Annotated in this window: 20 protein-coding genes, 3 tRNA genes and 2 pseudogenes; 8 read left to right on the top strand and 17 right to left on the bottom strand. The window is 71.0% G+C overall.

The window, feature by feature from the left end; all coding sequences use genetic code 11:
* Nucleotides 1-47 precede the first annotated feature (47 nt).
* The gene (locus AB0D74_RS38010) at nt 48-509 is read right to left on the bottom strand and encodes a MarR family transcriptional regulator (RefSeq protein ID WP_362597213.1); all 462 of its coding nucleotides are present in this window, start codon (nt 507-509) and stop codon (nt 48-50) included.
* Between the two features lie 63 nt (nt 510-572).
* Here AB0D74_RS38010 and AB0D74_RS38005 point away from each other — a divergent pair, with 63 nt between their 5' ends.
* Nucleotides 573-941, top strand: a complete 369-nt coding sequence (locus tag AB0D74_RS38005) for a VOC family protein (RefSeq protein WP_362597210.1) — start codon at nt 573-575, stop codon at nt 939-941.
* Between the two features lie 100 nt (nt 942-1,041).
* Here the strand turns inward: AB0D74_RS38005 and AB0D74_RS38000 are convergent.
* Nucleotides 1,042-1,227 (bottom strand): annotated as a pseudogene (locus AB0D74_RS38000) (DNA-binding response regulator); the annotation flags it as partial.
* Between the two features lie 239 nt (nt 1,228-1,466).
* Here AB0D74_RS38000 and AB0D74_RS37995 point away from each other — a divergent pair.
* Nucleotides 1,467-2,093: a hypothetical protein gene (locus AB0D74_RS37995; RefSeq protein WP_362597207.1), complete on the top strand. Its 627-nt coding sequence runs from the start codon at nt 1,467-1,469 to the stop codon at nt 2,091-2,093.
* A gap of 905 nt (nt 2,094-2,998) precedes the next feature.
* Here the strand turns inward: AB0D74_RS37995 and AB0D74_RS37990 are convergent.
* The 6 genes from AB0D74_RS37990 to AB0D74_RS37965 all read right to left on the bottom strand — a co-directional run bounded on the left by AB0D74_RS37990 (nt 2,999) and on the right by AB0D74_RS37965 (nt 9,185).
* Nucleotides 2,999-3,796, bottom strand: a complete 798-nt coding sequence (locus AB0D74_RS37990; protein ID WP_362597204.1) for an SDR family NAD(P)-dependent oxidoreductase — start codon at nt 3,794-3,796, stop codon at nt 2,999-3,001.
* Nucleotides 3,797-3,848: 52 nt separating this feature from the next.
* The gene (locus tag AB0D74_RS37985) at nt 3,849-5,630 is read right to left on the bottom strand and encodes an L-lactate permease (RefSeq protein ID WP_362597201.1); all 1,782 of its coding nucleotides are present in this window, start codon (nt 5,628-5,630) and stop codon (nt 3,849-3,851) included.
* Between the two features lie 128 nt (nt 5,631-5,758).
* Complete coding sequence (locus AB0D74_RS37980) at nt 5,759-5,947, bottom strand: tautomerase family protein (RefSeq protein ID WP_155057924.1); 189 nt, start codon at nt 5,945-5,947, stop codon at nt 5,759-5,761.
* Nucleotides 5,948-5,992: 45 nt separating this feature from the next.
* Complete coding sequence (locus AB0D74_RS37975) at nt 5,993-6,844, bottom strand: halocarboxylic acid dehydrogenase DehI family protein (RefSeq protein WP_362597449.1); 852 nt, start codon at nt 6,842-6,844, stop codon at nt 5,993-5,995.
* Nucleotides 6,845-6,849: 5 nt separating this feature from the next.
* A complete protein-coding gene (locus tag AB0D74_RS37970) occupies nt 6,850-8,367 on the bottom strand; it encodes an aldehyde dehydrogenase (NADP(+)) (protein WP_362597197.1) in 1,518 nt (505 codons plus the stop codon).
* 83 nt (nt 8,368-8,450) lie between these two features.
* Entirely contained in the window at nt 8,451-9,185 is a 735-nt protein-coding gene (locus AB0D74_RS37965) for a GntR family transcriptional regulator (RefSeq protein ID WP_362597194.1), read from the bottom strand.
* A 55-nt stretch (nt 9,186-9,240) separates the two neighbouring features.
* Between AB0D74_RS37965 and AB0D74_RS37960 the strand changes: the two are divergent.
* Nucleotides 9,241-9,342: pseudogene (locus AB0D74_RS37960) on the top strand (VapC toxin family PIN domain ribonuclease); the annotation flags it as partial.
* 1,140 nt (nt 9,343-10,482) lie between these two features.
* Here AB0D74_RS37960 and AB0D74_RS37955 read toward each other — a convergent pair.
* The 5 genes from AB0D74_RS37955 to AB0D74_RS37935 all read right to left on the bottom strand — a co-directional run bounded on the left by AB0D74_RS37955 (nt 10,483) and on the right by AB0D74_RS37935 (nt 11,861).
* Nucleotides 10,483-10,890 (bottom strand): PIN domain nuclease, encoded by a 408-nt coding sequence (locus AB0D74_RS37955; RefSeq protein ID WP_362597191.1) that lies wholly within the window; start codon nt 10,888-10,890, stop codon nt 10,483-10,485.
* Entirely contained in the window at nt 10,887-11,120 is a 234-nt protein-coding gene (locus AB0D74_RS37950; RefSeq protein ID WP_360530619.1) for a type II toxin-antitoxin system VapB family antitoxin, read from the bottom strand. Before AB0D74_RS37950 ends, AB0D74_RS37955 begins: the two co-directional genes overlap by 4 nt.
* Nucleotides 11,121-11,455: 335 nt before the next feature.
* Nucleotides 11,456-11,532, bottom strand: a tRNA-Ile gene (locus AB0D74_RS37945).
* Nucleotides 11,533-11,710: 178 nt separating this feature from the next.
* Nucleotides 11,711-11,783: transfer RNA gene (locus AB0D74_RS37940), tRNA-Asn, on the bottom strand.
* 5 nt (nt 11,784-11,788) lie between these two features.
* A tRNA-Asn gene (locus AB0D74_RS37935) sits at nt 11,789-11,861 on the bottom strand.
* Between the two features lie 134 nt (nt 11,862-11,995).
* Here AB0D74_RS37935 and AB0D74_RS37930 point away from each other — a divergent pair.
* The 4 genes from AB0D74_RS37930 (at nt 11,996) to AB0D74_RS37915 (ending at nt 17,740) form a co-directional block, all read left to right on the top strand.
* Nucleotides 11,996-12,301 (top strand): YtxH domain-containing protein, encoded by a 306-nt coding sequence (locus tag AB0D74_RS37930; protein WP_362597188.1) that lies wholly within the window; start codon nt 11,996-11,998, stop codon nt 12,299-12,301.
* Nucleotides 12,302-12,459: 158 nt separating this feature from the next.
* The gene (locus AB0D74_RS37925) at nt 12,460-13,914 is read left to right on the top strand and encodes an FGGY family carbohydrate kinase (protein ID WP_362597185.1); all 1,455 of its coding nucleotides are present in this window, start codon (nt 12,460-12,462) and stop codon (nt 13,912-13,914) included.
* Between the two features lie 164 nt (nt 13,915-14,078).
* On the top strand, nt 14,079-15,812 hold the full coding sequence (locus AB0D74_RS37920; protein WP_362597182.1) for an ABC transporter ATP-binding protein: 1,734 nt from the start codon (nt 14,079-14,081) through the stop codon (nt 15,810-15,812).
* Entirely contained in the window at nt 15,812-17,740 is a 1,929-nt protein-coding gene (locus AB0D74_RS37915; RefSeq protein ID WP_362597179.1) for an ABC transporter ATP-binding protein, read from the top strand. Before AB0D74_RS37920 ends, AB0D74_RS37915 begins: the two co-directional genes overlap by 1 nt.
* A 149-nt stretch (nt 17,741-17,889) precedes the next feature.
* On the opposite strand, the gene AB0D74_RS37910 is transcribed toward AB0D74_RS37915, so the two are convergent.
* From AB0D74_RS37910 to AB0D74_RS37895, 4 genes are all read right to left on the bottom strand, one after another.
* Complete coding sequence (locus AB0D74_RS37910; RefSeq protein ID WP_362597176.1) at nt 17,890-19,197, bottom strand: RNA polymerase sigma factor; 1,308 nt, start codon at nt 19,195-19,197, stop codon at nt 17,890-17,892.
* Nucleotides 19,198-19,300: 103 nt separating this feature from the next.
* A complete protein-coding gene (gene dnaG / locus AB0D74_RS37905) occupies nt 19,301-21,211 on the bottom strand; it encodes a DNA primase (protein WP_362597173.1) in 1,911 nt (636 codons plus the stop codon).
* A 129-nt stretch (nt 21,212-21,340) separates the two neighbouring features.
* Complete coding sequence (locus AB0D74_RS37900) at nt 21,341-22,603, bottom strand: FAD-dependent oxidoreductase (RefSeq protein ID WP_362597170.1); 1,263 nt, start codon at nt 22,601-22,603, stop codon at nt 21,341-21,343.
* A gap of 158 nt (nt 22,604-22,761) precedes the next feature.
* Nucleotides 22,762-24,039 carry a deoxyguanosinetriphosphate triphosphohydrolase gene (locus tag AB0D74_RS37895; RefSeq protein ID WP_362597168.1) on the bottom strand — a complete coding sequence of 426 codons (1,278 nt, stop codon included), beginning with the start codon at nt 24,037-24,039 and terminating at the stop codon, nt 22,762-22,764.
* A gap of 38 nt (nt 24,040-24,077) precedes the next feature.
* On the opposite strand from AB0D74_RS37895, the gene AB0D74_RS37890 reads away from it, so the two are divergent.
* Nucleotides 24,078-24,327 (top strand): hypothetical protein (locus AB0D74_RS37890; protein ID WP_362597165.1); only part of this gene is annotated, 250 nt, incomplete at its 3' end.

The raw sequence follows: 24,327 nt of genomic DNA, 5'->3' as shown, positions 1-24,327 counted from the left end.
CGTCCCTGTCGATCTCCGTCCACCCTATCCGCGGATCTCCGGAGCGGTTACGTCGCCGAGGCGGGCGGTTCGGTCAGCGAGGCGATGCACGCGGTGAGCAGGCGCCGCATCCGGTCCTGGTCGCCGGCGTCCAGATCGGCCAGCATGTTCTGCTCGACGCGGCGGACCGCGGCGCTGGCCACCTTGAGCTGGCCGCGGCCGAGGGGGGTCAGCTCGGTGGGCAGGGCTCTGCCGACGGGTGCCTGTGCCGGACGGACGACGAGTCCCTGGCGTTCGAGGGCCTGCAGGAGCACGTTCATCGACTGCCGGGTGACGAAGGTGCCGCGGGCGAGCTCGGAGTTGGACAGACCCGGCCGCTGGGCGAGCAGCTCCAGGCAGGAGTAGTGGGTGATCGTCATGCCCAACGGCTTCAGCACGGCCTCCATCGCGGAGTGCAGGGCGCTCGCGGTCGCCTTCACCAGGTACCCCAGTGACGTGTCCAGCTCGATTCCGGGCTCACCTTGACTCATGTCAGTAGTCTGACATACATTCCTGGATGTCAGAAGACTGACATACCCGAGAAGGGGAGAACCATGGCCGTCACCGGACCCGACTTCATTTCACTGCAGGTACGCGACCTGGAGCGCTCCGCCGCCTTCTACGAGCAGTACCTGGGACTGAAGCGCTCCCACGCGGGACCGCCGCACGCCGTCGTCTTCGACACCAAGCCGATCGCGTTCGCCGTCCGCGACGTCGTCCCGGGCGTCGACCTGGACGCGCTCGCACAGCCGGGCCGGGGAATCGCCCTGTGGCTGCACGCCCCCGACGCCCAGGACATCCACGACGCCCTCGCCGCCGCGGGCACGACGATCGTCTCGGCTCCCGTCGACGGACCGTTCGGCCGCACCTTCACCTTCGCCGACCCCGACGGCTACCAGGTGACCCTCCACGACCGCACCTGAGCCGGCCGTCCCGAGCGGGCTTCCCACAGCGGCCGACCGACCGCCGGGGACACGGCAAGGCCGCTCATGCGGTGTGCGGCGGCTCCGGCGTTCGCCACGGGGCGGAGGCGATGGCCCGTTCGCCGCAGCCCCGGGCGAGCAGGCTTACGACCTCGGTCTCCGGCTCGCCGAGGGCCGGCCCCATTCCACCGGTTGCCGCCGCGCGCACGGCGGAGAGCAACTCCCTGGGCAGACCGGCCTTGAGGCCATGATCCCTGGCGCCCGCTTCGACGGCGCGCACAACATCCCCGCAGCGCGACCGCCGCGGTAGCCGCCGTCCAGGACGGCAGCCCCACCGCCGGGGAGGGCGTCACCATCGTCCTCGCCGCCCTCGGTGCCAGGGCATCACCCATGCCGTGCCCGACAAGCCGAAGAGCGGCGTCTGCCCCTGCCACGTGCGAGCGTCTTGGAACCGTACATGGACGCCACCCTCGTCACAGCTATCGGCGTGATCGTGATCGCCATCCGTGGCCGGGGGTGGCAGCCATGTACGGTTCCAAGGTCGCCGGGCGAGCCCAGCAGGAGGGCAACGCGCTGAACGGCTTCCACAGCCTCACGGACCAGCTCCAGGAGGAGCGCAAGGAACTGCGCTCCGACATAGCCGCCCTGCGCCTGGTGCCGGCCGCGGAGCAGCCGGAGACGACACGGCTCCGGCTGCTCGTGCAGCAGCTGGGGGGGCACACCATGGCCCGCGCCCAGCGCGTGCTCGCCCGGCGGTGGAAACCCCTCGCCCTCCTCGCGTTCCTCCTGGCACTCACCGGCGCCGTCCTGTTGGTGTACGTGCGCGTTCAGGTCGAGGCGACGCGCGCGAACCAGCTGGCCGACGAGGCCGATCTGCGCGGCAATGCCGTCGCCACCCTTGCCGGGGATGTGCGGGTGCTGCGCTCCCAGATCAAGGCGAAGGGCGGCACTCCGGCCGCACCGGATCCGGCCAAGGCCGTCAAGAACCTGCCCGACCGGCCCGCCGTCCCCGTCCCGATACCCGGGCCCCTGGACCGAAGGGCGACAAGGGCGACCCAGGCAAGGCAGCCCCCACGATCACCCCATCGCCCGGCGCCTCGGGAGCGGTCGGCGCCACGGGCCCCCAGGGGCGCAGGGCGTACCGGGCGCTGACTCCACCATCCGGTTGGACCTTCACCGACGCCGACGGCAACACCCAGGAATGCACGCCAGACAGCGATGGGTCCACGCACTACACCTGTCGCGTCACCAGCGCGAGCAGCAGCACGCCGGAGCCGCAGAGCCGGAGCCTGCTCGGCCTCGCGGTGCTCACCATGACCGCCTCGTACCGGCGGCTGTAACGAAATACGTGGCGAAATTCGAGCGGCCCCGCCCTCCTGAGACTACGAAGCCGCCTCCGCTGGAAGGGGGCTGACGGTCCGCCGCAAATGAGATTGTTCCTGCGGTATCAAGCGAAGGTGGGGCGGGTAGGACTCGAACCCACGGCCGACGGATTATGAGTCCTTTGGGGATCTCGGCGACCCTTGTCGATCAATGCCCATCTTGGCTGTTTTCCCAGGCCAGACGAGGTTTGGCGCCTCAGTCCTTCTCGGCTCCTGTCAGTCTCTTCCGATCCTTGTGTCCAACCTGCGTCCGGAACGCGTCCCGGATGGCCGAAGTCCGGCTGCCACAGCGGGCGTCCACCCGACTGAGGGAGGCAGCGCGCAGAGGCTCCACCCCGATTGTCGGGCGGAGCCTCTGCGGCCGTTGCCGCAGGCCAGACGTTGTTTCGTCAGCTCATCCGGCTCAGTCGTCGTCTTCCAGAGTGAGCTGAAGAGATCGCGCAGGCGACGGCTTCGGGCGTGCCGTGTGGAGGATTGATCCTCCGCCTGTAGATCTCCCGGCTCCCGGCCGCGCGCTGGATCGAGGATCGGCAGGGTGCGCCATGCGAGGTGGGCCAGGTCGTGGGCATCCTCGATCGCGGGGTCGCGGCGTGGCCGATCCGGGGCGGGGGCCGCCGACGCCCCGGCGCGGGCGACGGCGTCGGCGAAGGCCCCTCAGAGGTACGGCGAAGCCGGTCAGCGGCCCGGGTCGAAACGGCCGTCCATGATGGTCCAGCCCGCGTCGACCACCAGGTTCTCCCCGGTGACGTAGGACGCGGCGTCGCTGGCCAGGAACGCCACCGTGGAGGCGACCTCCTCGGCACTCCCCCACCGCCCGAAGGCCGTGTGGGCGCTGTATGCCTCGCGCGCCTCGACGTCGTCCCACAACGGGCGGGTCAGTGGGGTGTCGATGACGCCCGGCGCGATGGTGTTGACCCGTACCCCCTGCGGTCCCACCTCGGTGGCGAGGCCGCGCGCCATCTGCAGGATCGCCGCTTTTGTGGACGCGTACACCCCCAGCCCCGGTTCGACCATCAGCCCGCGCATCGACGAGCAGGCGATGAGGCTGCCTCCGCCCTGCTCCACCATGACGGCCGCGGCGTCCTGGAGGAAGAAGAACGTGCCCTTGAGGTTCAGGTGCACGATGCGGTCGAACTCCTCCTCCGTGTAGGCGGACAGCCTCTTGCGGATGTTGATGGCCGGGGTGGTGAAGCCGATGTCGAGCCTGCCGTAGGCGTCCACCGTGGCCCGTACGGCCGCGCTGACCTGTTCGTGGCTGCCCAGGTCCGCGGCGAGGCCCTGGGCCGTGCCGCCCTCGGCGACGATGATCTCGGCCGTGGCCTTGGCGCCCGCGCCGTCGAGGTCGGCGCAGACCACCCGGGCGCCGAGGCCGGCGAGGGTGCGGGCCGTCGCCTCGCCGATGCCGGATGCGGCCCCCATGACCAGGGCGGACTTCCCGGTGAGGTCGAACAGGGCCCGGTACTTGTTGCTCATCGTGCGGTCTCCGGTGGGTGGAGGGGATGGGTACTGGAGGAAGGAACGGGGCTCAGGGGAGCATCCAGCCCAGGACGGGGGTGGACTGGAGGAGGACGATCAGCGCGATCAGCGCCAGCAGGGCGAGGCTGTAGCCAATGACCTTGCGGAAGATGTCGCCCTCCCTGCCCTGGACCCCGACCACCGCGGCGGCGATGGCCAGGCTCTGCGGGGAGATCATCTTGCCGACCACCCCGCCGGAGGAGTTGGCCGCCGCCATCAGGTCCAGGGAGAGGCCCGTCTGCTGTGCCGCGGTGATCTGTACGGCTCCGAACAGGGCGTTGGAGGAGTTGTCGGAGCCGGTGATCGCGACCCCGAGCCAGCCTATGACGGGCGAGAAGACGGCGAACGCGGCCCCCATCTCGGCGAGCCCGCGGCCCAGTGAGCCGGTCTGTCCGGACAGGTTCATCACATAGGCCAGCGCGAGGACGGACAGCACGCAGACGATCGTCCAGGTGAGCTGTCTGACGGTGGCGCCGTAGATGCGGGCCGCCTCACCGGGGGCGACCCGGAGCAGCAACGTGGTGATCACGCCCGAGACGAACAGCAGGGTGCCGGCAGCGGGCAGGTAGTCGAAGGTGAAGACGGTGCCGACCGGGACGCCCTGTGCTCCCGTGATGTGCAGCCCCGGCCAGTCGAAGTGGAAGGCGGCCGAGCTGAGATGCTCCTTGACGGCGTCGGGCTGTGCGATGACGAAGACCGCGATCACGACGGCGTAGGGGAGGTAGGACAGGAGTACGCTCCTGCGGCCGTCGCCCGGTGCCGGGGGCGTCTGCTCACGCCCCTTCGCGGTCGTGTCGCCGAAGCCGGCCGTGCCGGCGGAGTCGCCTGAACCACCGCCGTCACCGGAGCCTGCGGTGCTCACCATGGCCGGTGACGGCGAGGCCGTGTGCACCGGTGAGGCGGCGGACACCGGGTCGGCGGTCAGCGCGTGCCGTGGCTGCCAGACCCGCAGGAACCCGACGAGGACGACCGCGCAGCACAACGACGCCCCGATGTCGGCGAGTTCGACCGAGATGAAGTTGGAGAAGACGAACTGCCCGCCCCCGAAGGCCAGTCCCGCCACCAGCGCGGCCGGCCAGACCTCCCGCAGCCCCCGCCGGCCGTCCACGAGGAAGACCAGGACCAGCGGAACGATCGTCGCCACGAGCGAGGTCTGCCGTCCGATGATCGAGCCCAGGGTGTCGAAGTCGCGCCCGCTCACAGCGGCCAGGGTGGTGACCGGCGCGGACAGTGCCCCGAACGCCACCGGTGCGGTGTTGGCCACCAGCGCGGCCACGGCGGCGCGCAGCGGCGCCATCCCCAGCCCGACCAGCATGACGGCGGTGATCGCGACGGGGGTTCCCGCGCCGGCCAGCGCCTCCAGCAGCGCGCCGAAGGCGAACGCGATGATGATGACCTGGATGCGCTGGTCGTCGCTGATGCCGGCGAAGGACCGGCGCAGCACCGCGAAGTACCCGGTGTGCTCGGTCAGCCGGAAGATCCACAGCGCGTTCATCAGGATCCAGATGACGGGCAGGAAGCTGGACGCGGCACCGAAGCCGCCGGCGTCCAGGGTCTGCCCGACCGGCATGCCGTAGACCGCGACGGCGACGACGACCGCCGTGCCGAGCGCGGTCAGCCCGGCCCAGTGCGCCTTCCACCGCAGAGCTCCGAGGAGGACGAAGAGGACGAGCAGCGGCACCGCGGCGACGACTGCGGAGAGCCCGAGTCGTCCGAGGACGGGATCGAAGTCCTGCTGGTACGCGGACACGGACCAGGACGGGGAAGCGAGTTGGGACAAGGACATCGTCATTGACACCCCATGGATGAGTCGAGAGATCGAAGTGGGCGAGGTGGCGGCGATCCCTCGGTGACTCGTGCCTCGGTGCCTCGGTGCGGCAGGTGCAGGTGTCAGGCGATGGAGTGGTCCGCCGGTGTGGACTACGCGGGTGGTTCGGTGAGTTCGCCGCCCAGGGCGAGCTGGTCGTGGGCGAGTTCGGTGAACTGGATGCGCACCAGGTGCCGCGGTGCGCCGAGTACGTCGACCACGGCGTCGGTCACCACGCGGGCGAACTCGGCACGCTGGGCGCGCGTCCGGCCGGCCAGGATCTCGACGGTGATGTTGGGCATGCTTCTCCCGGGATCGGAATGTGCGGGGCGGGTGGGACGGGCGGGTCAGCCGGCGGCGATCGCGTCGGTCTCGCCGAGGAGCGCGAGCACGCCCGCCGTGTCCAGGAACAGCACGGGGATGAGGCGGGTGCGGAAGAGCGCGAGGATGGCACGGGCCTCCTCGGCCGCCGCGGTGTCGATCACCGGTACGGGGAGGCCGGCCGCGGCAGCGGCGGCGTCGGCGAGGAGCGCCTCGCGGGCGGCGGCATACCCGGTGCCGCGGGCGACCGGTGCCAGCCGGTCCCAGACGCCGGGCAGGAAGCCGGGCCAGTTCCCGAGCGCGCGGTAGAAGCTGAGTACGCGGGGGAGGTCGTGCGTGGTCCGGATCTCCTCGTAGACCCGGGCCAGTTCGGGGGTGGGGGCGCTGCCGTCCGGGGTGACGTCGACCGCGTCCGGCGCGATGCCGCGCGGTCCGGGGGCGGGCGCCTGCGGGTCGGCCGCCCGAGCCTTCGCGGTGAGGCCCCGGTACCAGCAGGACGTCAACAGCAGGAGCTGGGGCAGGAGCCGGTGGAACGTGGCCGTGTAGCGGCGGATCAGTTCGGTGTCGGCGTCACCGGCCGACAGGGACGGATCCGGGGCGGGCAGCAGGGCGGCCGGTATCCGCAGGGTCGCGGCCGCCGCGGCGAACTCCGCCGAGCCGAGCACCGGCTTGAACGCGTCCCAGGCCGGTGCGAGGTAGTCCGGCCAGTTGGCCAGGGCCAGGAAGACCGGGCTGACGAACGGTACGCCGAGGTATCCGGGCACCTCCGCCAGCACCTCGGCGGTCGCCGGCGTCGGCTCCGGCCGGCCGGGCAGGCCCGGCAGCAGGAGGGCACCGCGTTCGGCGTCCGCGCGCTCCGTCGTGGCGGGTGTCTCCATGTCGGTCACTGCTGTGTCCGTCCTTCCGGGTCCGTGGTCCTCGGACCGATCGCTTCGGTGGTCGTGCGGCCCGCCACGGTCCGGGGGATCCCCAGCGGGTTGGTGTCGCGCAGCGGGTCGGGCAGCTGCTCGTCGGGGCTGTTCTGGAACGCGACCGGGCGCTGGAACCTGACGACGGCGTGGGTGCCCACCGAGGTGTGCGCGGCGCTGGTGGAGGCGGGGTACGGCCCGCCGTGGTGCATGGCGTCGGTCACGGCGACCCCGGTCGGCCAGTCGTTCCACACCAGTCGGCCCACCTTGGCGGTCAGGTCCGCGGCGAGGTGCTGGGCGTCGTCCTGGTCACCGGCGCCCAGGTGGATCGTGGCGGTCAGATGGCCGTCCAGGGCCGCCACCGCCGCGCCCAGGTCCCGCGGGGTCCCGTACCGGACGATCACTCCGAACGGCCCGAACCGCTCCTCGGTCAGCGCGGGATCGGCGAGGAAAGTGCCGAGGGAGGCCTCGACGAGGCTCACCGGGAAGACATGGCCCGCGCCGCCGGGTGCGTCGCACCCCGCCAGTACGGTGACGCCCGGCCGGGCGGCGAGTTCGGCGGTGCCCGCCACGAGTCGCTGCCACATCGAGCCGTTGAGGACGGCGGCGGGCTCGCGCCCCACGACCTGCCGCACGGCGCGCGCCACGAACCGGTCGCCGGCCGCCCCTCGCGGTACGAAGGTCACGCCGGGCTTGGTGCACAGCTGGCCGTTCGACGCGGTCAGCGAGGCCACGTAGGCGTCGGCCAGGTCCTCGGCGGCGTCCGTGACCGCGCCGGGCAGGAGGAGGACCGGGTTGAGGCTGCCCATCTCGGCGTAGACCGGGATCGGGTGCGGGCGGGACGCGGCCAGGTCGAAGAGCGCCCGGCCGCCGGCGAGCGAGCCGGTGAAGGCGACGGCCATGATCCCGGGCGCCAGGACAAGGGCCCGGCCGATGTCGAGGCCGCTCTCCGGGAGCAGGTGGAACACCCCGGCAGGGGCTCCGCACGCGGTCAGCGCGGCGTGCACCGCCTCGGCGACGAGCCTCGCGGTCCCGGGCTGTGAGGGGTGCCCCTTGGCTATCACCGGGCAGCCGGCGGCCAGCGCCGCGGCGGTGTCCGTACCGGCCACACCGAACGCGAACGGGAAGTTGCTCGCCGCGAACACGGCGACCGGGCCGAGGGGGACGTTGACCCGGCGGACGTCCGGACGGGCCTCCGTCGCCGGGTCGATTACCGCGTCGAAATGGCCGCCCTCCTCGATGAACCGGGCGAACTGCGCGAGTTGGAGCCGGGTCCGCTCGATCTCTCCGGCGAGCCGCTGTTCGCCCAGCCCGGTCTCCGCGGCGGCCGTCGCGACGAGGCTGCCGCGCCGGGCCGCGAGTTCCTCGGAGATGCCGCGCAGCACGGCGACGCGCGGTCCAGGAGCGAAGCCGCCCCACTCCGCGAACGACCGTGAGGCGGCGGACAGGGCCTCGTCGAGCGACGGGGGTGACACCAGGGAGCCTGTTTGCATACTGCTTAGGATACAAACTTGGATCCAAGCTCACAAGGATCTGTCCCAGCCCTGTTCCGGCGCCTCTGCCGCTCTCCGCTTCCTCAGTCCAGATAGACGCCGGCGGGCGGTCGCACGGCGTCGAGACGGCGGGCGGCAGCCGCCTGTACGTCCTCGACGTGGATCCTCGCCTGCTGCTCGGCCTGCTCGCGGTCACGGTCCAGCAGGGCACCGATGATCTTCTTGTGGCCCTCGACGCAGAGCACGGCCTCTTCCACGGTGAATAGGCTGGCCATGTTGTAGGTGACGCCGAAGTCCCGGTTGCGCAGCCACTCGTCGTGCAGCCTGTGGTTGGCGGAGGCCTGCACGATCGCCTGGTGGAACTCCCGGTTCATCCGGCCCAGTTCGGCACGGGGCCGACGTACGTACTCCTCCGTCGGCCCCTCGTACAGGGCGGAGATCGCGGCGAGCTGCTCCTCCGATCCCCGCACGGCGGCCAGCCCGGTGGCCATGCCCTCAAGTGCGCCGCGGACCTCGTAGATCTCGCGGATCTCGTCCGGCGTGTGCTCGCGGACGACCCAGCCCTGCCGCACCCGGATCACCAGCCCCTGGTCCACCAGCCGCATCAGGGCGGCCCGCACGGGCGTGCGACTGGCGTTCAGCTCCGCTGCGACCTCGTCCTCGGGAAGCCGCTGGTTGGGCCGGTACACCCCCTGAAGGATGGCCGTGCGCATGTGCTCGTACACGAGATCGCTCAGCGACTCCCCGCTCCCGGCGGGCGACCGCCTGCGGCGGGGGCCCGTCTCCTGTGTGTCCGCTCGACCGGGTCGCTCGACCATCGCTTCTCCGCTCCGCCGCCGGGTCAGGTCTGCAATTATTCCAGGCCGCCGGAGGGCTGCCGCGGAAGAAGCGGGACTCACCCTGCTCCACTACGACCGCGACTTCGAAACCATCGCCCGCACGACAGGGCAGCTGGTCCGCACGATCGACCTCAGGCAGTCAAGGCCGCTCGGGCAGCCCACCCACGACGCCGTCCTCCAGCCCCAGACCGATACGTCTGCGCAGGCCGAGACGATCCCAACGCACACTCACGGCCACAGAGTCGAACTCACGAGCAGCGGATTCAGCCCCGCAGCCCAAAGCCCTGCATCCGCACTCCAGATGAGACGTCTCCGCAGGTCAGAGGCCTGCGTGGTGGGGCGGGTGGGACTCGAACCCACAGCCGACGGATTATGAGTCCTTTGAGGATCTTGGCGACCCTTGTCGATCCATGCCCATCTTGGCCGTTGTCCCAGGTCAGACGCGGTTTGGCGCCTCAGTCCTTCCCGGCCCTTGTCAGTCTTTTCCGATCCTTGTGTCCAACCTGCGTCCAGAACGCGTCCTGGAAGGACAAGCCCGACCAGCTTCCGAGACGATCGCCCCGGCTCGGGAGTGCGCCTCGAACTCGCCCGCAGCGGATTTCCCTACAGCGACCCGAAGGAAGGCGGAGCGCCCCCAAATACGGTGACCCTCATTTCCGGTCGCCTCAAACGATCACCGTACGGGCTATCCCCGCGTGCGGGGGCCGACTGGGCACTCCACCCACGAGATCGAGCCCGAGCGGGCGCTGTCCCCGCGTATGCGGGTATAGCACCAGCAGCTTCCAGGCCTTTGGCCCCGGAATGCCGTCGGCCCCGCGCACACGGGGATAGCTCCACGGACGCCCGGGCGCTGTACCGCATCTGGTAATCGGCCCGCAGACGGGGATAGCTCCTTGCGGGACTCGCGGGCCATCGTCACGACCTGGTCGGCCCGCGCACACGGGGATAGCTCCATCCTGTCCGACGAGCGGCGGCTCAAGAGCGCCTTTATCGGTCTGCGGGCTTTTGCGCGAACCAACGGGCGCGGTCGCATCGCGTGGTCGGTGAACGTCGACTCCCCGATCTGCAGAACTCACCAGCATCCCGCCGGGGCACGCCAACTCGACCAGGCCCAGTAGAAACCGCCTTGGCCCAAGCGATCCCGCGAGCCACAAGGAGTCCCGTGGCGCGCAGTGGTGTGTACGGTCGAACCCGTTACCGGAAGGACTGCTGGTGCACCCCGGAGACATCGATCACCAAGGTCAGAGGCCGACAGACGTGATCCTGTCTCCGGAGATCAGGCTCGTGCGTCTCGCTGCTGAACTTCTTTGAGGACTCCGGCCACCGTAGCGAAGTCATTGTCCACGTGGAGAACGGTGTGCCCATGATGTACAGCTGTCGCACACACCAACAGATCGATCGCTCCAGCCGCCCGATGCTGGCCCCGCTGGGTCAGTTTGTACTGGGCGGTGTCGACCCACCGCCAGGCGTTCTTCGGAACCGGAGAGAGCAAGCAGAGCGCGTCCAGTTCCTCTGCGAGCTCGTCCCGATGGGACGGGTTGGTTGCCGAGTAGAGAAATTCGGTCCGTGTCGGCTCGCAGAGGTGGAACACCCCGGCGGCAATGTGTCCCTCCCAGGGACGCAACGCACCTGGGGTGCGAAACAGGTGCCACAGAGCCGAGGTGTCCACCAGATACGTGATCACTCGAACGCCTCGCGTCGCGCACGCTTCTCCGCGTCACGCGCCGCCGCGGCCTGCTCAAACTCACCACGCGCACCTCGCGCAGCCAACTTCTCCGCAGCCTCAAGCCGCTTGATCCGCGCCACGTAGTCCCGAAGGGCCGCGTTGACGGTCTCCTTCTTCGTCGTGACACCCATCAGCCGCATGGCCTCGGCCAGCGCCTCGTCGTCGAGATCAATCTGCGTGACGGACATCAGACACCTCCAACATCCACGATGTATGCATCCAAGATACATCACCAACATCGAGTGCGGCCATCGATCACAAACAGACCACGCGGGGGAGGCGCGCCGGGTGTCATGACGTTCACATGGGCCCGCTTCTCACTGCAGGGCGAGCCGACAGGGGGCTTTGCCCGCCATCGACACGAAATACTCCATAAGCGCCACGCCCGACTTAACCGGAATCGGCGTCCAGAATTTGTCCAGATGATCATGAAATGATGATCACCACGGGGTCGCCAGGACCCTCATACGCTCGCCCCGACCAGGGAAGTGCCTGGTCAGAAGGTTTCTCCTCGCGTAGCGAGTGGTGGGGCGGGTGGGACTCGAACCCACGGCCGACGGATTATGAGTCCGCTGCTCTAACCGGCTGAGCTACCGCCCCATAGCGGCGTGTCGCGTACAAGTGTGCGCGCCGTCTGCCGCAGCATAGCCGCTCATACGATCTCCTGCCTCGGCTGGTCGGCTTCTGCGGACAGTCACGACCTTCAGGACATCGGTGCAGGCCCGGCGGTTCCCGCGGGCATGAAAAAGGACCCCTGGAGGGGCCCTCGTTCAGCATGCTCCCCCGACTGGACTCGAACCAGTAACCTGCCGGTTAACAGCCGGCTGCTCTGCCAATTGAGCTACGGAGGACCGAGCTCCCCCGACTGGACTCGAACCAGTAACCTGCCGGTTAACAGCCGGCTGCTCTGCCAATTGAGCTACGGAGGAATGCCTCGTTGCATCGAACGTACCTACCTGGGTATTCGCCAGGGGGCGCTCGCTCGCTGCGACACATACATTAGCGCAAGCAGGGGGGTGCTCCGCCAATCGGTACTCCCCCACGTCGGAAGGGTGGCACCGCCATGCGCTACAAGCTCACGTTCGCCGTCGGGCTCGCTCTCGGTTACGTGCTCGGCACGCGGGCCGGACGAGAGCGCTACGAGCAGCTGAAGAAGTCCGCCCGCCAGGTCGCCCAGAACCCGGCCGTCCGCAACACCGCGGAGACCGCCGCCCAGCAGGGCCGCGTCTACGCCGGCAAGGCGTTCCACTCGGTGAGCGAGAAGGTCGGCGACCGCATGCCCGACTCGGTGGCAGCCCGGGTCCGGTCCCTCCGTGAACGCAACACCAACGGAGCAGCCTCGGACGACTGGGGCACCGGCAACAACTGACTGCCCCTTCCGGCGCCGGGCAGCCCGTCCCACCTGGGGGCGCGGGGAACTGCGCGAGCGGCCCCCGCCCGCCCGCACCCGCCGTACGACGCAGGGCACCCACCCCAGAAGGCGCCCGTCGGCCGAACCACAGCGGAGCGTGCGGCAGAATTTCGGTCATGGGGATAGTCGCCGGGTTGGACAGCTCACCGGATTTCACTCGCATCGTGGTCTGCGACACGGACACGGGTGCGGTGCTCCGCCAGGGATACGCACCGCACCCGGTCGACACGCCGGACGGCGGGGCGCGCGCCAGTGACGTCGACCCGCAGGCCTGGCTGCTCTCCCTCGGCGAGGCCGCCGGCGGCGGCCTCCTGGAGGGCGTGCAGGCCATCGGCGTGTCGGCGCAGCAGAACGCGCTGATCCCGCTGGACGCCCAGGGCAACACCGTCCGCCCCGCGATGGTCGGCGGCGACAAGCGCTCCCAGGTCGCCGCCGCCGACCTCATCGACGCGCTGGGCGGGCGGGAGGCCTGGGCACAGGCGGTCGGGTGCGTGCCGCAGGCCGCGCAGCCCGTCACCAAGCTGCGCTGGCTGGCCAAGACCGAGCCGGAGAACGCCCGGCGGACCGCCGTGCTGCTGCAGGCCCACGACTGGCTGGTGTGGCAGCTGCTCGGCCGGCCGGTGCGGCGGACCACCGACCGCGGCGGGGCCTCCGGGACCGGGTACTGGTCGGCGGCCAGCGGCGGCTACCGGCCCGACCTCGTCGAACTCGCCCTGGGCCACCAAGCCATGCTGCCCGACGTGATCGGGCCCTCCGACGCGGCCGGCACCACCCCGGAGGGGCTGCTGATCTCCGCGGGGACCGGCGAGACCATGGCCGCCGCGTTCGGCCTCGGGCTCGGGTTCGGGGACGCCGTGGTGTCGCTCGGCGCCTCGGGGTCGGTGATGGCCGTGCACACCGAGGCGCTCGCCGACACCTCCGGGATGATCACCTCGCTCGCCGACGCCACCGGCATGCACCTGCCGGTCGTCACCACGCTCAACGCCGTACGGGCCCTGCGCGGCACCGCCGAGCTGCTCGGGCTCGCCGATCTGGAGGCCCTCTCCGACCTGGCGATGAAGTCCACGCCCGGGTCGCACGGCCTGGTCATGCTGCCGTACCTGGAGGGCGAGCGGACGCCGAACCTGCCGCACACCGCCGGCACGCTGGCCGGGCTGCGCCGGGAGTCGATGAGGGCCGAGCATCTCGCACGCGCCGCCTTCGAGGGCATGCTGTGCGGGCTCGCCGACGCGCTGGACGTGCTGCGCAACCGGGGTGTCGAAGTGCGGCGGATCTTCCTGCTGGGGCAGGCCGCCGAGCTGCCGGCCGTCCAGGCGGCGGCGCCGATGCTGTTCGGCGCGCAGGTCGTCGTACCGCAGCCGGCGGACTACGCGGCGATCGGGGCGGCCCGGCAGGCGGCCTGGGCGCTCGGCGTGTCGCAGGGGACGCTGGACCCGCGCACGCCGCCCGTGTGGCAGGGCGCGGCGGCGCAGGTGCTGGAGCCCGGGGACGAGCTGGCCGTCGGGCAGGCGGTGCGGCAGCAGTTCGTGTCGGTACGGGAGCAGACCCATCCCGGGGCGTTCCGGGCGTAAACCCCGCGAAGCGCACCGCCGCGTACGGCTGTGTCCGTCCGCTGTCGGGTTAATCGGTTGAGGTAACGCGGGTGGAGTGTCGGACGATAGGGGCCTAGGGCAAACACCCCGCCCTTCGGGCAGTCGACCCCGCCCACCCCACCGCCGACTCCGAGAGACGTAGCGTGCTCATACGACTTCTGCGGACCTATCTCAGGCCCTACAGGAAACCCATCTCCATCCTGGTGCTGCTGCAGTTCCTGCAGACCTGCGCCACTCTCTACCTGCCCACGCTCAACGCGCACATCATCGACAACGGCGTCGTGAAGGGTGACACGGATTACATCCTGTCCTTCGGCGCCCTGATGATCGGCATCTCGCTCGCTCAGGTGGTGTGCAACGTCGGTGCCGTCTACTACGGCGCCAGGACCGCGTCCGCGCTCGGCCGGGACGTGCGGGCCGCCGTCTTCGACCGGGTGCAGTCCTTCTCCGCACGTGAGGTGGGTCACTTCGGGGCGCCCTCGCTCATCACCCGTACGACCAACGACGTACAGCAGGTCCAGATGCTGGTCCTGATGGCGTTCACCCTGATGGCGTCGGCGCCCATCATGTGTGTCGGCGGCATCGTGCTCGCCCTCGGCCTGGACGTTCCGCTGTCCGGGGTGCTGGTCGCCGTCGTACCCGTGCTGGGGATCAGCGTGACGCTGATCGTGCGGCGGCTGCGACCGCTGTTCCGGGCCATGCAGGTGCGGCTCGACACGGTGAACCGGGTGCTGCGCGAGCAGATCACCGGCAACCGGGTGATCCGCGCGTTCGTCCGCGACGAGTACGAGCAGGGCCGGTTCGGGAAGTCCAACGCCGACCTGACCGAGATGCAGCTGGCCACCGGCAACATGCTGGCGCTGATGTTCCCGATCGTCATGACGACGGTGAACGTGTCGTCCATCGCGGTGGTCTGGTTCGGTGCCCACCGGATCGACAGCGGCCAGATGGCGATCGGCGACCTGACCGCCTTCCTCGCCTACCTCATGCAGATCGTGATGTCCGTGATGATGGCCACCTTCATGTTCATGATGGTGCCGCGCGCGGAGGTCTGCGCCGAGCGCATCGAGGAGGTCCTGGACACCGAGTCCAGCGTCGTCCCGCCGCTCGCGCCCGTCACCGAGCTGCGCCGGCACGGCCATCTGGAGATCAGGGCCGCCGGGTTCCGCTACCCGGGTGCCGAGGAGCCGGTGCTGAAGGCCGTCGACCTGGTGGCCAGGCCCGGCGAGGTGACCGCCGTGATCGGCTCCACCGGCAGCGGCAAGTCCACCCTGCTCGGGCTGGTCGCACGCCTCTTCGACGCCACCGACGGGCAGGTCCTCGTGGACGGCGAGGACGTCTCGGGCCTCGACCCGAAGCTGCTCGCGCAGACGGTCGGCATGGTCCCGCAGAAGCCGTACCTGTTCGCCGGCACCGTCGCGACCAACCTGCGCTACGGCAACCCGGCCGCCACCGACGAGGAGCTGTGGCACGCGCTGGAGGTGGCGCAGGCCAAGGGCTTCGTCGAGAAGCTGGAGGCCGGGCTGAACGCGCCCATCGCCCAGGGCGGCACCAACGTCTCCGGCGGCCAGCGCCAGCGCCTGGCCATCGCCCGTACGCTCGTGCAGCGCCCGGAGATCTACCTCTTCGACGACTCCTTCTCCGCCCTCGACTACGCGACCGACGCGGCCCTGCGCGCCGCGCTCGCCCAGGAGACGGCCGAGGCGACCGTCGTCATCGTCGCCCAGCGGGTGGCGACCATCCGGGACGCCGACCGGATCGTCGTCCTCGACGAGGGAATCGTCGTCGGCACCGGACGCCACCACGAACTCATGGCCGGTAACGAGACCTACCGGGAGATCGTGCTCTCCCAGCTGACGGAAGCGGAGGCTGCCTGATGGCCGGGCCCATGGGACGCATGATGGCCGGGGGCGGCCCCGACTCGCGCTCGCTGGACTTCAAGAACTCGGGCAAACGGCTCCTCGCCCGGTTCAAACCCGAACAGCTCACGATCTACCTCCTGCTGTTCTGCGTGGTCGCGAGCGTCACCCTCAACGTGATCGGCCCCAAGATCCTCGGCAGGGCCACCGACCTGGTCTTCGCCGGCGTCATCGGCAAGCAGATGCCCGCCGGGACCACCAAGGAGCAGGTCCTCCAGGGCATGCACGACCGCGGCCAGGACACGGTCGCCGACATGCTCAGGTCCACCGACTTCACCCCGGGCAAGGGCATCGACTTCGGCCAGGTCGGCGACGTCCTGCTGTTCGCGCTCTGCACGTACCTCGTCGCCGGTCTGCTGATGGCGGTGGCGACCCGGCTCGTCAACCGGTCCGTGAACCGCACGATGTACCGGCTGCGCGAGGACGTCCAGGCGAAGCTGTCCCGGCTGCCGCTCTCCTACTTCGACAAGCGGCAGCGCGGCGAGGTGCTCTCCCGCGCCACCAACGACATCGACAACATCGGCCAGACGCTCCAGCAGTCGATGGGCCAGCTCATCAACTCGCTGCTCACCATCATCGGCGTGCTCGCGGTGATGTTCTGGGTGTCCTGGATCCTGGCGCTGGTGGCCCTGGTCACCGTGCCGCTGTCCTTCCTGGTCGCCACCCGCATCGGCAAGCGCTCGCAGCCGCACTTCGTGCAGCAGTGGCGCTCGACCGGCAAGCTGAACGCCCACGTCGAGGAGATGTACACCGGGCACACCCTGGTGAAGGTGTTCGGCCGCCAGGCGGAGTCGGCGCAGCAGTTCGCCGAGCAGAACGACGCGCTGTACGAGGCCGGGTTCAAGGCGCAGTTCAACAGCGGTGTGATGCAGCCGCTGATGATGTTCGTGTCGAACCTGAACTACGTGCTGGTGGCCGTCGTCGGCGGTCTGCGGGTCGCGTCGGGCGCGCTCTCCATCGGTGACGTCCAGGCCTTCATCCAGTACTCCCGGCAGTTCTCGATGCCGCTGACCCAGGTCGCCTCCATGGCCAACCTGGTGCAGTCCGGTGTCGCCTCCGCCGAGCGGATCTTCGAGCTCCTCGACGCGGAGGAGCAGGAGGCCGACCCGGTCCCCGGCGAGCGCCCCGCCGAACTGCGCGGCCGGGTCGCCCTGGAGCACGTCTCCTTCCGCTACGACCCGGAGAAGCCGCTGATCGAGGACCTCTCCCTCACGGTGGAACCGGGCCACACGGTGGCCATCGTCGGCCCGACCGGCGCCGGCAAGACGACACTCGTGAACCTGCTGATGCGGTTCTACGACGTCTCCGGCGGCCGGATCACCCTCGACGGCGTCGACATCGGCCGCATGTCCCGGGACGAACTCCGCTCCGGGATCGGCATGGTGCTCCAGGACACCTGGCTGTTCGGCGGCACGATCGCGGAGAACATCGCGTACGGCGCCTCGCGCGAGGTCACCCCCGGCGAGATCGAGGAGGCGGCCCGGGCGGCCCACGCGGACCGGTTCGTCCGTACGCTCCCGGACGGCTACGACACGGTCATCGACGACGAGGGCACGGGCGTCAGCGCCGGTGAGAAGCAGCTCATCACCATCGCGCGCGCCTTCCTGTCCGACCCGACGATCCTCGTCCTCGACGAGGCGACGTCGTCCGTCGACACCCGTACGGAAGTCCTGATCCAGAAGGCGATGGCCAAACTGGCGCACGGCCGGACGTCGTTCGTGATCGCGCACCGGCTCTCCACGATCCGGGACGCGGACACCATCCTGGTGATGGAGAACGGCTCGATCGTCGAACAGGGCGCGCACGCCGAGCTGTTGGCGGCGGACGGGGCGTACGCCCGCCTGTACAAGGCGCAGTTCGCGCAGGCGGTGGCCGAGGTGGACTGAACGGGCGCGGGACGGGTGGGGACGCTTACCGGCGCTTGCAGGGTGCCGCCGCGCCCACCCGTGCCGCCCCAGCGGCACGACTGCCCGCGGTGAAGTTTTCAGGGGCGCGGGGAACTGCGCGAGCAACCCCCACGCGCCCGCACCCGGCGTCAGTCCAGATAGCCCCGGAGCTGATCCGCAAAGGCGTGGTCCCGTAGCTTGTTCAGCGTCTTCGACTCGATCTGCCGGATCCGCTCCCGCGTCACGCCGAAGATCCGTCCGATCTCCTCCAGCGTCCGAGGCCGCCCGTCGGCCAGCCCGTACCGGAGTTGGACGACCTTCCGCTCCCGCTCCCCGAGCGTCGACAGCACCGCCTCCAGGTGCTCCCGCAGCAGCAGGAACGCCGCCGACTCGACCGGGCTCGCCGCGTCGCCGTCCTCGATGAGGTCGCCGAGGGCGACGTCGTCCTCCTCGCCCACCGGGGCGTGCAGGGACACCGGTTCCTGGGCGAGACGGAGTACCTCGCCCACCCGCTCCGGCGCCAGGTCCAGGTGCGCGGCGACCTCGTCCGGCGTCGGCTCGTAGCCCCGCTCCTGGAGCATCCGGCGCTGGACGCGGACGACCCGGTTGATCAGCTCCACCACGTGCACGGGGACGCGGATGGTGCGGGCCTGGTCGGCCAGGGCGCGGGACATGGCCTGGCGGATCCACCAGGTGGCGTACGTCGAGAACTTGTAGCCGCGGGCGTAGTCGAACTTCTCGACGGCCCGGATCAGGCCGAGGTTGCCCTCCTGCACCAGGTCGAGCATGGTCAGGCCCCGGCCGACGTACCGTTTCGCGACCGACACCACCAGCCGCAGGTTCGCCTCGATCAGGCGGCGCTTGGCCATGCGGCCCATGACGACCAGCCGGTCCAGGTCCAGGGCCAGCTCGCTGTCGAGGTCGGGGGTGCTGCCCAGCTTCTCCTCGGCGAACAGGCCGGCCTCGACGCGGCGGGCGAGTTCGACCTCCTCGGCGGCGGTGAGCAGCGGGATGCGGCCGATCTCGCGCAGGTACTGGCGGAACAGGTCCGAGGAGGGTCCGCCGGTGTCGGCGCGGGCGGCGGCCCGCGGCTCGGCGGGCTCGGGCTCGTGCTCCGGCTCGGTGTCGGGGGTGTCGGCCGCGAGCTCCTCCGGGGGCGGGCCGTCCGGTTCGGTCTCGGGGTGCAGCGCGGCGCGGCTCTGCGGCGGCACGCCGGCATGGCCGCCGGTATCGGCGTCCGGCTCGTCCGTCAGCGTGCCGCTGCTGTCCGTCTGGGTCAGGGTCTGGGTCTGCACGGGGGCGACCTCCAGGATGATCGCTGCCAGGGGGTGCGGCAGCGGTACTTCGGGGGCGGAGACGACGGCCTCGCCGCTGTCCGTCCCGTACGCGATGAGTGGAACGGCGGGGGTGTGGGACCCGTCCGGGACGGGCCGGCCGCGCTCCGAGGACTCAGGCACCGCCCCCAGTGTGGGGTAAGACACATCGCCGCCACGAGGGGCGTGCGGTGACTTTTTGCGTCCGGGCCGTGACCGCGCGGTTATCCCGTCGGCCCGCCGGGAGTCAGAGGGCGGCCGGACCCTGCTCGCGCAGCGCTTGCCCGTACTGCTGGAGGACCCACAACTCGTTCTGCACGGAGGCGAGTTGGGCGGGATCGCCGCCGCTGCCGAGGCGGGTGAGGGTGATCTGGATCTCGTGGATACGGCGGTCGACGGCCCTGCGGCGGACGGTCACGAGTTGGTCGCCCGCGTAGTTCTCGTCGACCGTGCGGCGCATGATCGCCTCGACGGCGAGCTCGGTGACCATCGCCCGGACCCCGTCGTCGGCGGCGGCCTCGCGGACGCGCACCAGGTACTCCTGCGGGTCCTGCGTGCCGTACTCGGCGCCGCCCGCCTCCATGATGGTCCGGCGCACGGCCGCGTAGGGCTCGGCGGTGAACTCGTCGATGCCGTACGCGTCGAAGGCCGGGGAGACCAGCTCGGGGCGCTGGAGGGCGAGCTTCAGCAGCTCGCGTTCGGTGGCGAAGACGGCGTTGCGGAGGTTGAGGGCGGGCCCGGAGACGGCGGGGCGGCCCGCACCGGTGTCGTACGACGGCTGCTGCGGACCGCGCGCCTGGCCGGAGGTCCGGCCGCCGCCCTTCTCGCGGGCCCAGCGGGCCAGCTGGGCCACCCGCTTCACCACGAACTGGGTGTCGAGGATGCCGAGCATGCCGGCGAGCTGGACGGCGACCTCGTGCTGGGCACCGCTGTTCTTGATCCGGGCGACGATCGGCGCCGCCTCGTCGAGCGCAGCCGCACGGCCGGCCGGGGTGTCCAGGTCGTAGCGGGCGACGATCTGGCGGAGCGCGAACTCGAAGAGCGGGGTGCGGGGTTCGGTCAGGTCGGCGACCGCCTCGTCGCCCTTGGCCAGGCGCAGCTCGCAGGGGTCCATGCCGTCGGGGGCGATGGCGATGTACGTCTCGGCGGCGAACTTCTGGTCGTCCTCGAAGGCGCGCAGGGCCGCCTTCTGCCCGGCCGCGTCGCCGTCGAAGGTGAAGATCACGCGGGCCGATCCGTTGTCCATCAGCAGCCGGCGCAGGATCTTGATGTGCTCGCCGCCGAAGGCCGTGCCGCAGGTGGCGATCGCGGTCGTCACCCCGGCCAGGTGGCAGGCCATGACGTCGGTGTAGCCCTCGACCACGACCGCCCGGCTGGCCTTCGCGATGTGCTGCTTGGCGAGGTCGATGCCGTACAGGACCTGGGACTTCTTGTAGATCGCGGTCTCGGGCGTGTTGAGGTACTTGGGCCCGTTGTCCGTCTCGTAGAGCTTGCGGGCGCCGAAGCCGACGACCTCGCCGCCGATGTCCCGGATGGGCCACATCAGGCGGCCCCGGAAGCGGTCGATGGGCCCGCGCCGCCCCTCCTGGGACAGCCCGGACGTCAGCAGCTCCTTGTCGGTGAAGCCCTGGCCGCGCAGGTAGCGGGTGAGATGGTCCCAGCCCTGGGGGCTGTAGCCGACGCCGAAGTGCACGGCGGCGGCCTGGTCGAAGCCGCGCTCGGCGAGGAAGACCCGGCCGGTCTCGGCCTCGGGGCCGGTGGCGAGCTGCTCCGCGTACCAGACGGCGGCGATCTTGTGCGCCTCAACCAGGCGGATGCGCTCGCCGCGCTGGTGGGACGGGTTGTACCCGCCCTCCTCGTAGCGCAGGGTGATGCCGGCGCGGGCGGCCAGCCGCTCGACCGCCTCCGAGAAGGAGAGGTGGTCGACCTTCATCACGAAGGTGAGGGTGTCGCCGCCCTCCTGGCAGCCGAAGCAGTGGAAGAGTCCCTTGCTCGGGCTGACCTGGAAGGACGGCGACTTCTCGTCGTGGAACGGGCACAGGCCCTTCAGGTTCCCGCCGCCCGCGTTGCGCAGCTGGAGATACTCGGACACGACGGCGTCGATCGGGACCGCGTCCCGTACCGCCTTCACATCCTCGTCATTGATCCGTCCGGCCACAGGTGAATTCTACGGTCACTGAAGCACCCCAAAGGGGCGCGGGGCTCTGTCTGATATGCGGCTCCGCCGCGTGGGCGCGACCAGCCGTCCACGACCCGCACCCGCGAAACCACGGGTCCAGGCAGACGCCTAGGCGAGCGATTCCAACGGCACATGCGGGTCGGCCAGCACGTCGAGATCCACCGGCACCGCGGAGCGGATCAGCCGCTGGATCGGCTCTGTGACATCCCACACGTTCACGTTCATCCCGGCCAGCACCCGCCCCTCCTTCACCCAGAACGCGATGAACTCCCGCTTTCCCGCGTCCCCGCGGATCACCACCTGGTCGTACGAGCCGGGCGGCGCCCACCCGCTGTACTCCATGCCCAGGTCGTACTGGTCGGTGAAGAAGTACGGCACGCGGTCGTACACGGCGTCCTGCCCGAGCATCGACCGCGCCGCCGCCGGGCCGCCGTTCAGCGCGTTGGCCCAGTGCTCCACGCGGAGCCTCGTGTCGAACAGGGCGTGCGGGAACGCGGCCACGTCGCCGGCCGCGTAGATGTCCGGGTCGGACGTCCGCAGCCGTTCGTCGACGACGATGCCCCCGCCGCGCGCCCGGTCGGCCAGCTCCAGGCCGGCCGCCTCGGCCAGCCCGACCCGCGGCGCCGCGCCGATCGCCGCGAGGACGTCGTGCGCCGGGTGCTCCTCGCCGTCGTCGGTGCGCGCGGCCAGCACCATGCCGTCCTGGCCGACGATCTCGGTGAGCCGTACGCCGAACCGGAACCGGACGCCGTGCTCCTGGTGCAGCTGGGCGAAGACGTTGCCCAGCTCGGGTCCGAGGACGCTGTGCAGCGGGGTCGGCCCGTGCTCGATGACGGTGACCTCGGCGCCGTAGGTCCGGGCCGCCGCCGCGACCTCCAGGCCGATCCAGCCGGCGCCGGCGATGACGAGGTGCCCGTTGTCCCGGCCGAGGGCGGCGAGGACGCCCTTGAGGCGCTCGGCGTGCGCGAGGCGGCGCAGGTGGTGGACGCCGGCCAGGTCGGTGCCGGGGATGTCGAGGCGGCGCGGCTCCGCTCCGGTGGCGAGCAGCAGCTTGTCGTAGCGGACCAGCGTGCCGTCGTCGCCGAACCGGACGGTCTTGGCGGCGCGGTCGATGCGGTCCACCGTCTGGCCGAGGTGGAGTTCGATGTCGTGCTGCGCGTACCAGGCGGGCTCGTGCACGAAGACGCTGTCGCGTTCCGCCTTGCCGAGCAGGTAGCCCTTGGAGAGCGGCGGACGCTCGTACGGGTGGTCGCGCTCGTCGCAGATCAGTATCACCCGGCCGCTGAAGCCCTCGGCTCGGAGCGTCTCGGCCGCCTTCGCACCGGCGAGTCCGCCTCCGACGATGACGAAAGTCTGGTCCGCGTCGACCACTTGATGCCTCCTCGTAAGGGTGCCGCCACATATGCCGCCCACATGCGCCGCACTGTGAGCCTCCCGCACGCAGCGTGATGCGGGAAGAGGGAGTGACCCCCGCTGACGCGATCTTGCCCCGATCAGGCCAGTGGGAGTCGCGGAGCGTCACAAAGTGTTCACATACGTCCCGTCAGTCGCGCGTGCAGCGACCGCGCGGAGGCGTCGGTGAGCGACGCGATCTGATCGACGATCACCCGCTTGCGGGCGTGGTCGTCGCCGGCCGCGTCGAACAGCGCCCGGAACTGCGGGTCGAGTCCGTCGGGTGCGCGGGCGGTGAGCGCCTCGGCGAGTTCCGCGACGACGACCCGCTGGTCGGCACGGAGCCGCTCCTGCTCGGCGCGCTGCATGACGTACCGGTGGGCGATCGCCTTGAGCACCGCGCACTCCATTCTGGCCGCGCGCGGTACGACGAGTTCCGCGCCGTACCGGGTGAGCCGGCCGCCGCCGTACGCCTCGCGGGTGGCGGCCTCCGCGGCCAGGCAGAACCGGCCGATGAGCTGGCTGGTGGCGTCCTTGAGGCGGGCCTGGGCGACCGCGCTGCCGTCGTAGCCGTGCGGCCACCACTCCTCGTCCTGGAGCCGGTCGAGGGCGGCGGCGAGCTCGGCGGGGTCGGTGCCCGCGGGCACGTACAGGCCGACGGCGACGGCGAACACCTCCTGCCGTTCCGGTTCCGCGTGCAGGCAGTTGGGGTCGATGTGGCCGGCGTGCAGGCCGTCCTCGACGTCGTGCACGGAGTAGGCGACGTCGTCCGACCAGTCCATGACCTGGGCCTCGAAGCAGGTGCGGGTGCCGGGGGCCTCCTTGCGGACCCAGTCGAAGACCGGCCGGTCGTCCTCGTACACACCGAACTTGGGGGACGCCGGGGCGGTGGGGTGCGCGCCGCGCGGCCACGGGTACTTGGTGGCCGCGTCCAGGGCGGCGCGGGTGAGGTTGAGGCCGACGGAGCCCTCGGGGGTGAACCGCTTGGGCTCGATGCGGGTGAGGAGCCGCAGGGACTGGGCGTTGCCCTCGAAGCCGCCGCAGTCGTCCGCGAACTCGTTCAGCGCCTGTTCGCCGTTGTGGCCGAAGGGCGGGTGGCCGAGGTCGTGGGAGAGGCAGGCGGCCTCCACGAGGTCGGGGTCGCAGCCGAGGGCCGCGCCGAGTTCGCGGCCGACCTGGGCGCATTCGAGGGAGTGGGTGAGGCGGGTGCGGGGGCTGGCGTCCCACGCCTGGGCGGAGGTGCCGGGGGTGACGACCTGGGTCTTGCCGGCGAGCCTTCTGAGGGCGGCGGAGTGCAGGATGCGGGCGCGGTCGCGCTGGAAGGCGGTGCGGCCGGGGCGTTTGTCGGGTTCGGGGGCCCAGCGGTCGGCTGACGCCGGGTCGTAGGCCGAGGGTGCGGGTGCGGGGACTGCCATGGTTCGACAGTACGGGTTGGTGGTGACAAAACGGAGTTGTGGGGTGTCTGCCCGTCTGCCGGGTTCCGTCCGGCTCGCGACAGCGGTCGGGCGCGAGCGCGCGGTCGGCGCGGCCGGCGCGGGCGGCGCGAGCGCGCGGTCGGCGCGGCCGGCGCGGGCGGCGCGAGCGCGCGGTCGGCGCGGCCGGCGCGGGCGGCGCGGGCGGCGCGGGCGGCGCGGGCGGCGCGGGCGGCGCGGGCGGCGCGGGCGGCGCGGGCGGCGCGGGCGGCGCGGGCGGCGCGGGCGGCG

The organism is Streptomyces sp. NPDC048278 (assembly GCF_040652195.1).
Classification (GTDB): Bacteria; Actinomycetota; Actinomycetes; order Streptomycetales; family Streptomycetaceae; genus Streptomyces.
Note: the sequence above shows the minus strand (reverse complement) of the source record. Positions and strands in the feature narration are given on the sequence as shown.

Excerpts from the sequence above, each read along its gene's own strand:
- AB0D74_RS38010 (WP_362597213.1), bottom strand. The coding sequence starts at position 509 with ATGAGTCAAGGTGAGCCCGGAATCGAGCTGGACACGTCACTGGGGTAC.
- AB0D74_RS38005 (WP_362597210.1), top strand. The coding sequence starts at position 573 with ATGGCCGTCACCGGACCCGACTTCATTTCACTGCAGGTACGCGACCTG.
- AB0D74_RS37995 (WP_362597207.1), top strand. The coding sequence starts at position 1,467 with ATGTACGGTTCCAAGGTCGCCGGGCGAGCCCAGCAGGAGGGCAACGCG.
- AB0D74_RS37990 (WP_362597204.1), bottom strand. The coding sequence starts at position 3,796 with ATGAGCAACAAGTACCGGGCCCTGTTCGACCTCACCGGGAAGTCCGCC.
- AB0D74_RS37985 (WP_362597201.1), bottom strand. The coding sequence starts at position 5,630 with ATGACGATGTCCTTGTCCCAACTCGCTTCCCCGTCCTGGTCCGTGTCC.
- AB0D74_RS37980 (WP_155057924.1), bottom strand. The coding sequence starts at position 5,947 with ATGCCCAACATCACCGTCGAGATCCTGGCCGGCCGGACGCGCGCCCAG.
- AB0D74_RS37975 (WP_362597449.1), bottom strand. The coding sequence starts at position 6,844 with ATGGAGACACCCGCCACGACGGAGCGCGCGGACGCCGAACGCGGTGCC.
- AB0D74_RS37970 (WP_362597197.1), bottom strand. The coding sequence starts at position 8,367 with ATGCAAACAGGCTCCCTGGTGTCACCCCCGTCGCTCGACGAGGCCCTG.
- AB0D74_RS37965 (WP_362597194.1), bottom strand. The coding sequence starts at position 9,185 with ATGGTCGAGCGACCCGGTCGAGCGGACACACAGGAGACGGGCCCCCGC.
- AB0D74_RS37950 (WP_360530619.1), bottom strand. The coding sequence starts at position 11,120 with ATGTCCGTCACGCAGATTGATCTCGACGACGAGGCGCTGGCCGAGGCC.
- AB0D74_RS37930 (WP_362597188.1), top strand. The coding sequence starts at position 11,996 with ATGCGCTACAAGCTCACGTTCGCCGTCGGGCTCGCTCTCGGTTACGTG.
- AB0D74_RS37925 (WP_362597185.1), top strand. The coding sequence starts at position 12,460 with ATGGGGATAGTCGCCGGGTTGGACAGCTCACCGGATTTCACTCGCATC.
- AB0D74_RS37915 (WP_362597179.1), top strand. The coding sequence starts at position 15,812 with ATGGCCGGGCCCATGGGACGCATGATGGCCGGGGGCGGCCCCGACTCG.
- AB0D74_RS37895 (WP_362597168.1), bottom strand. The coding sequence starts at position 24,039 with ATGGCAGTCCCCGCACCCGCACCCTCGGCCTACGACCCGGCGTCAGCC.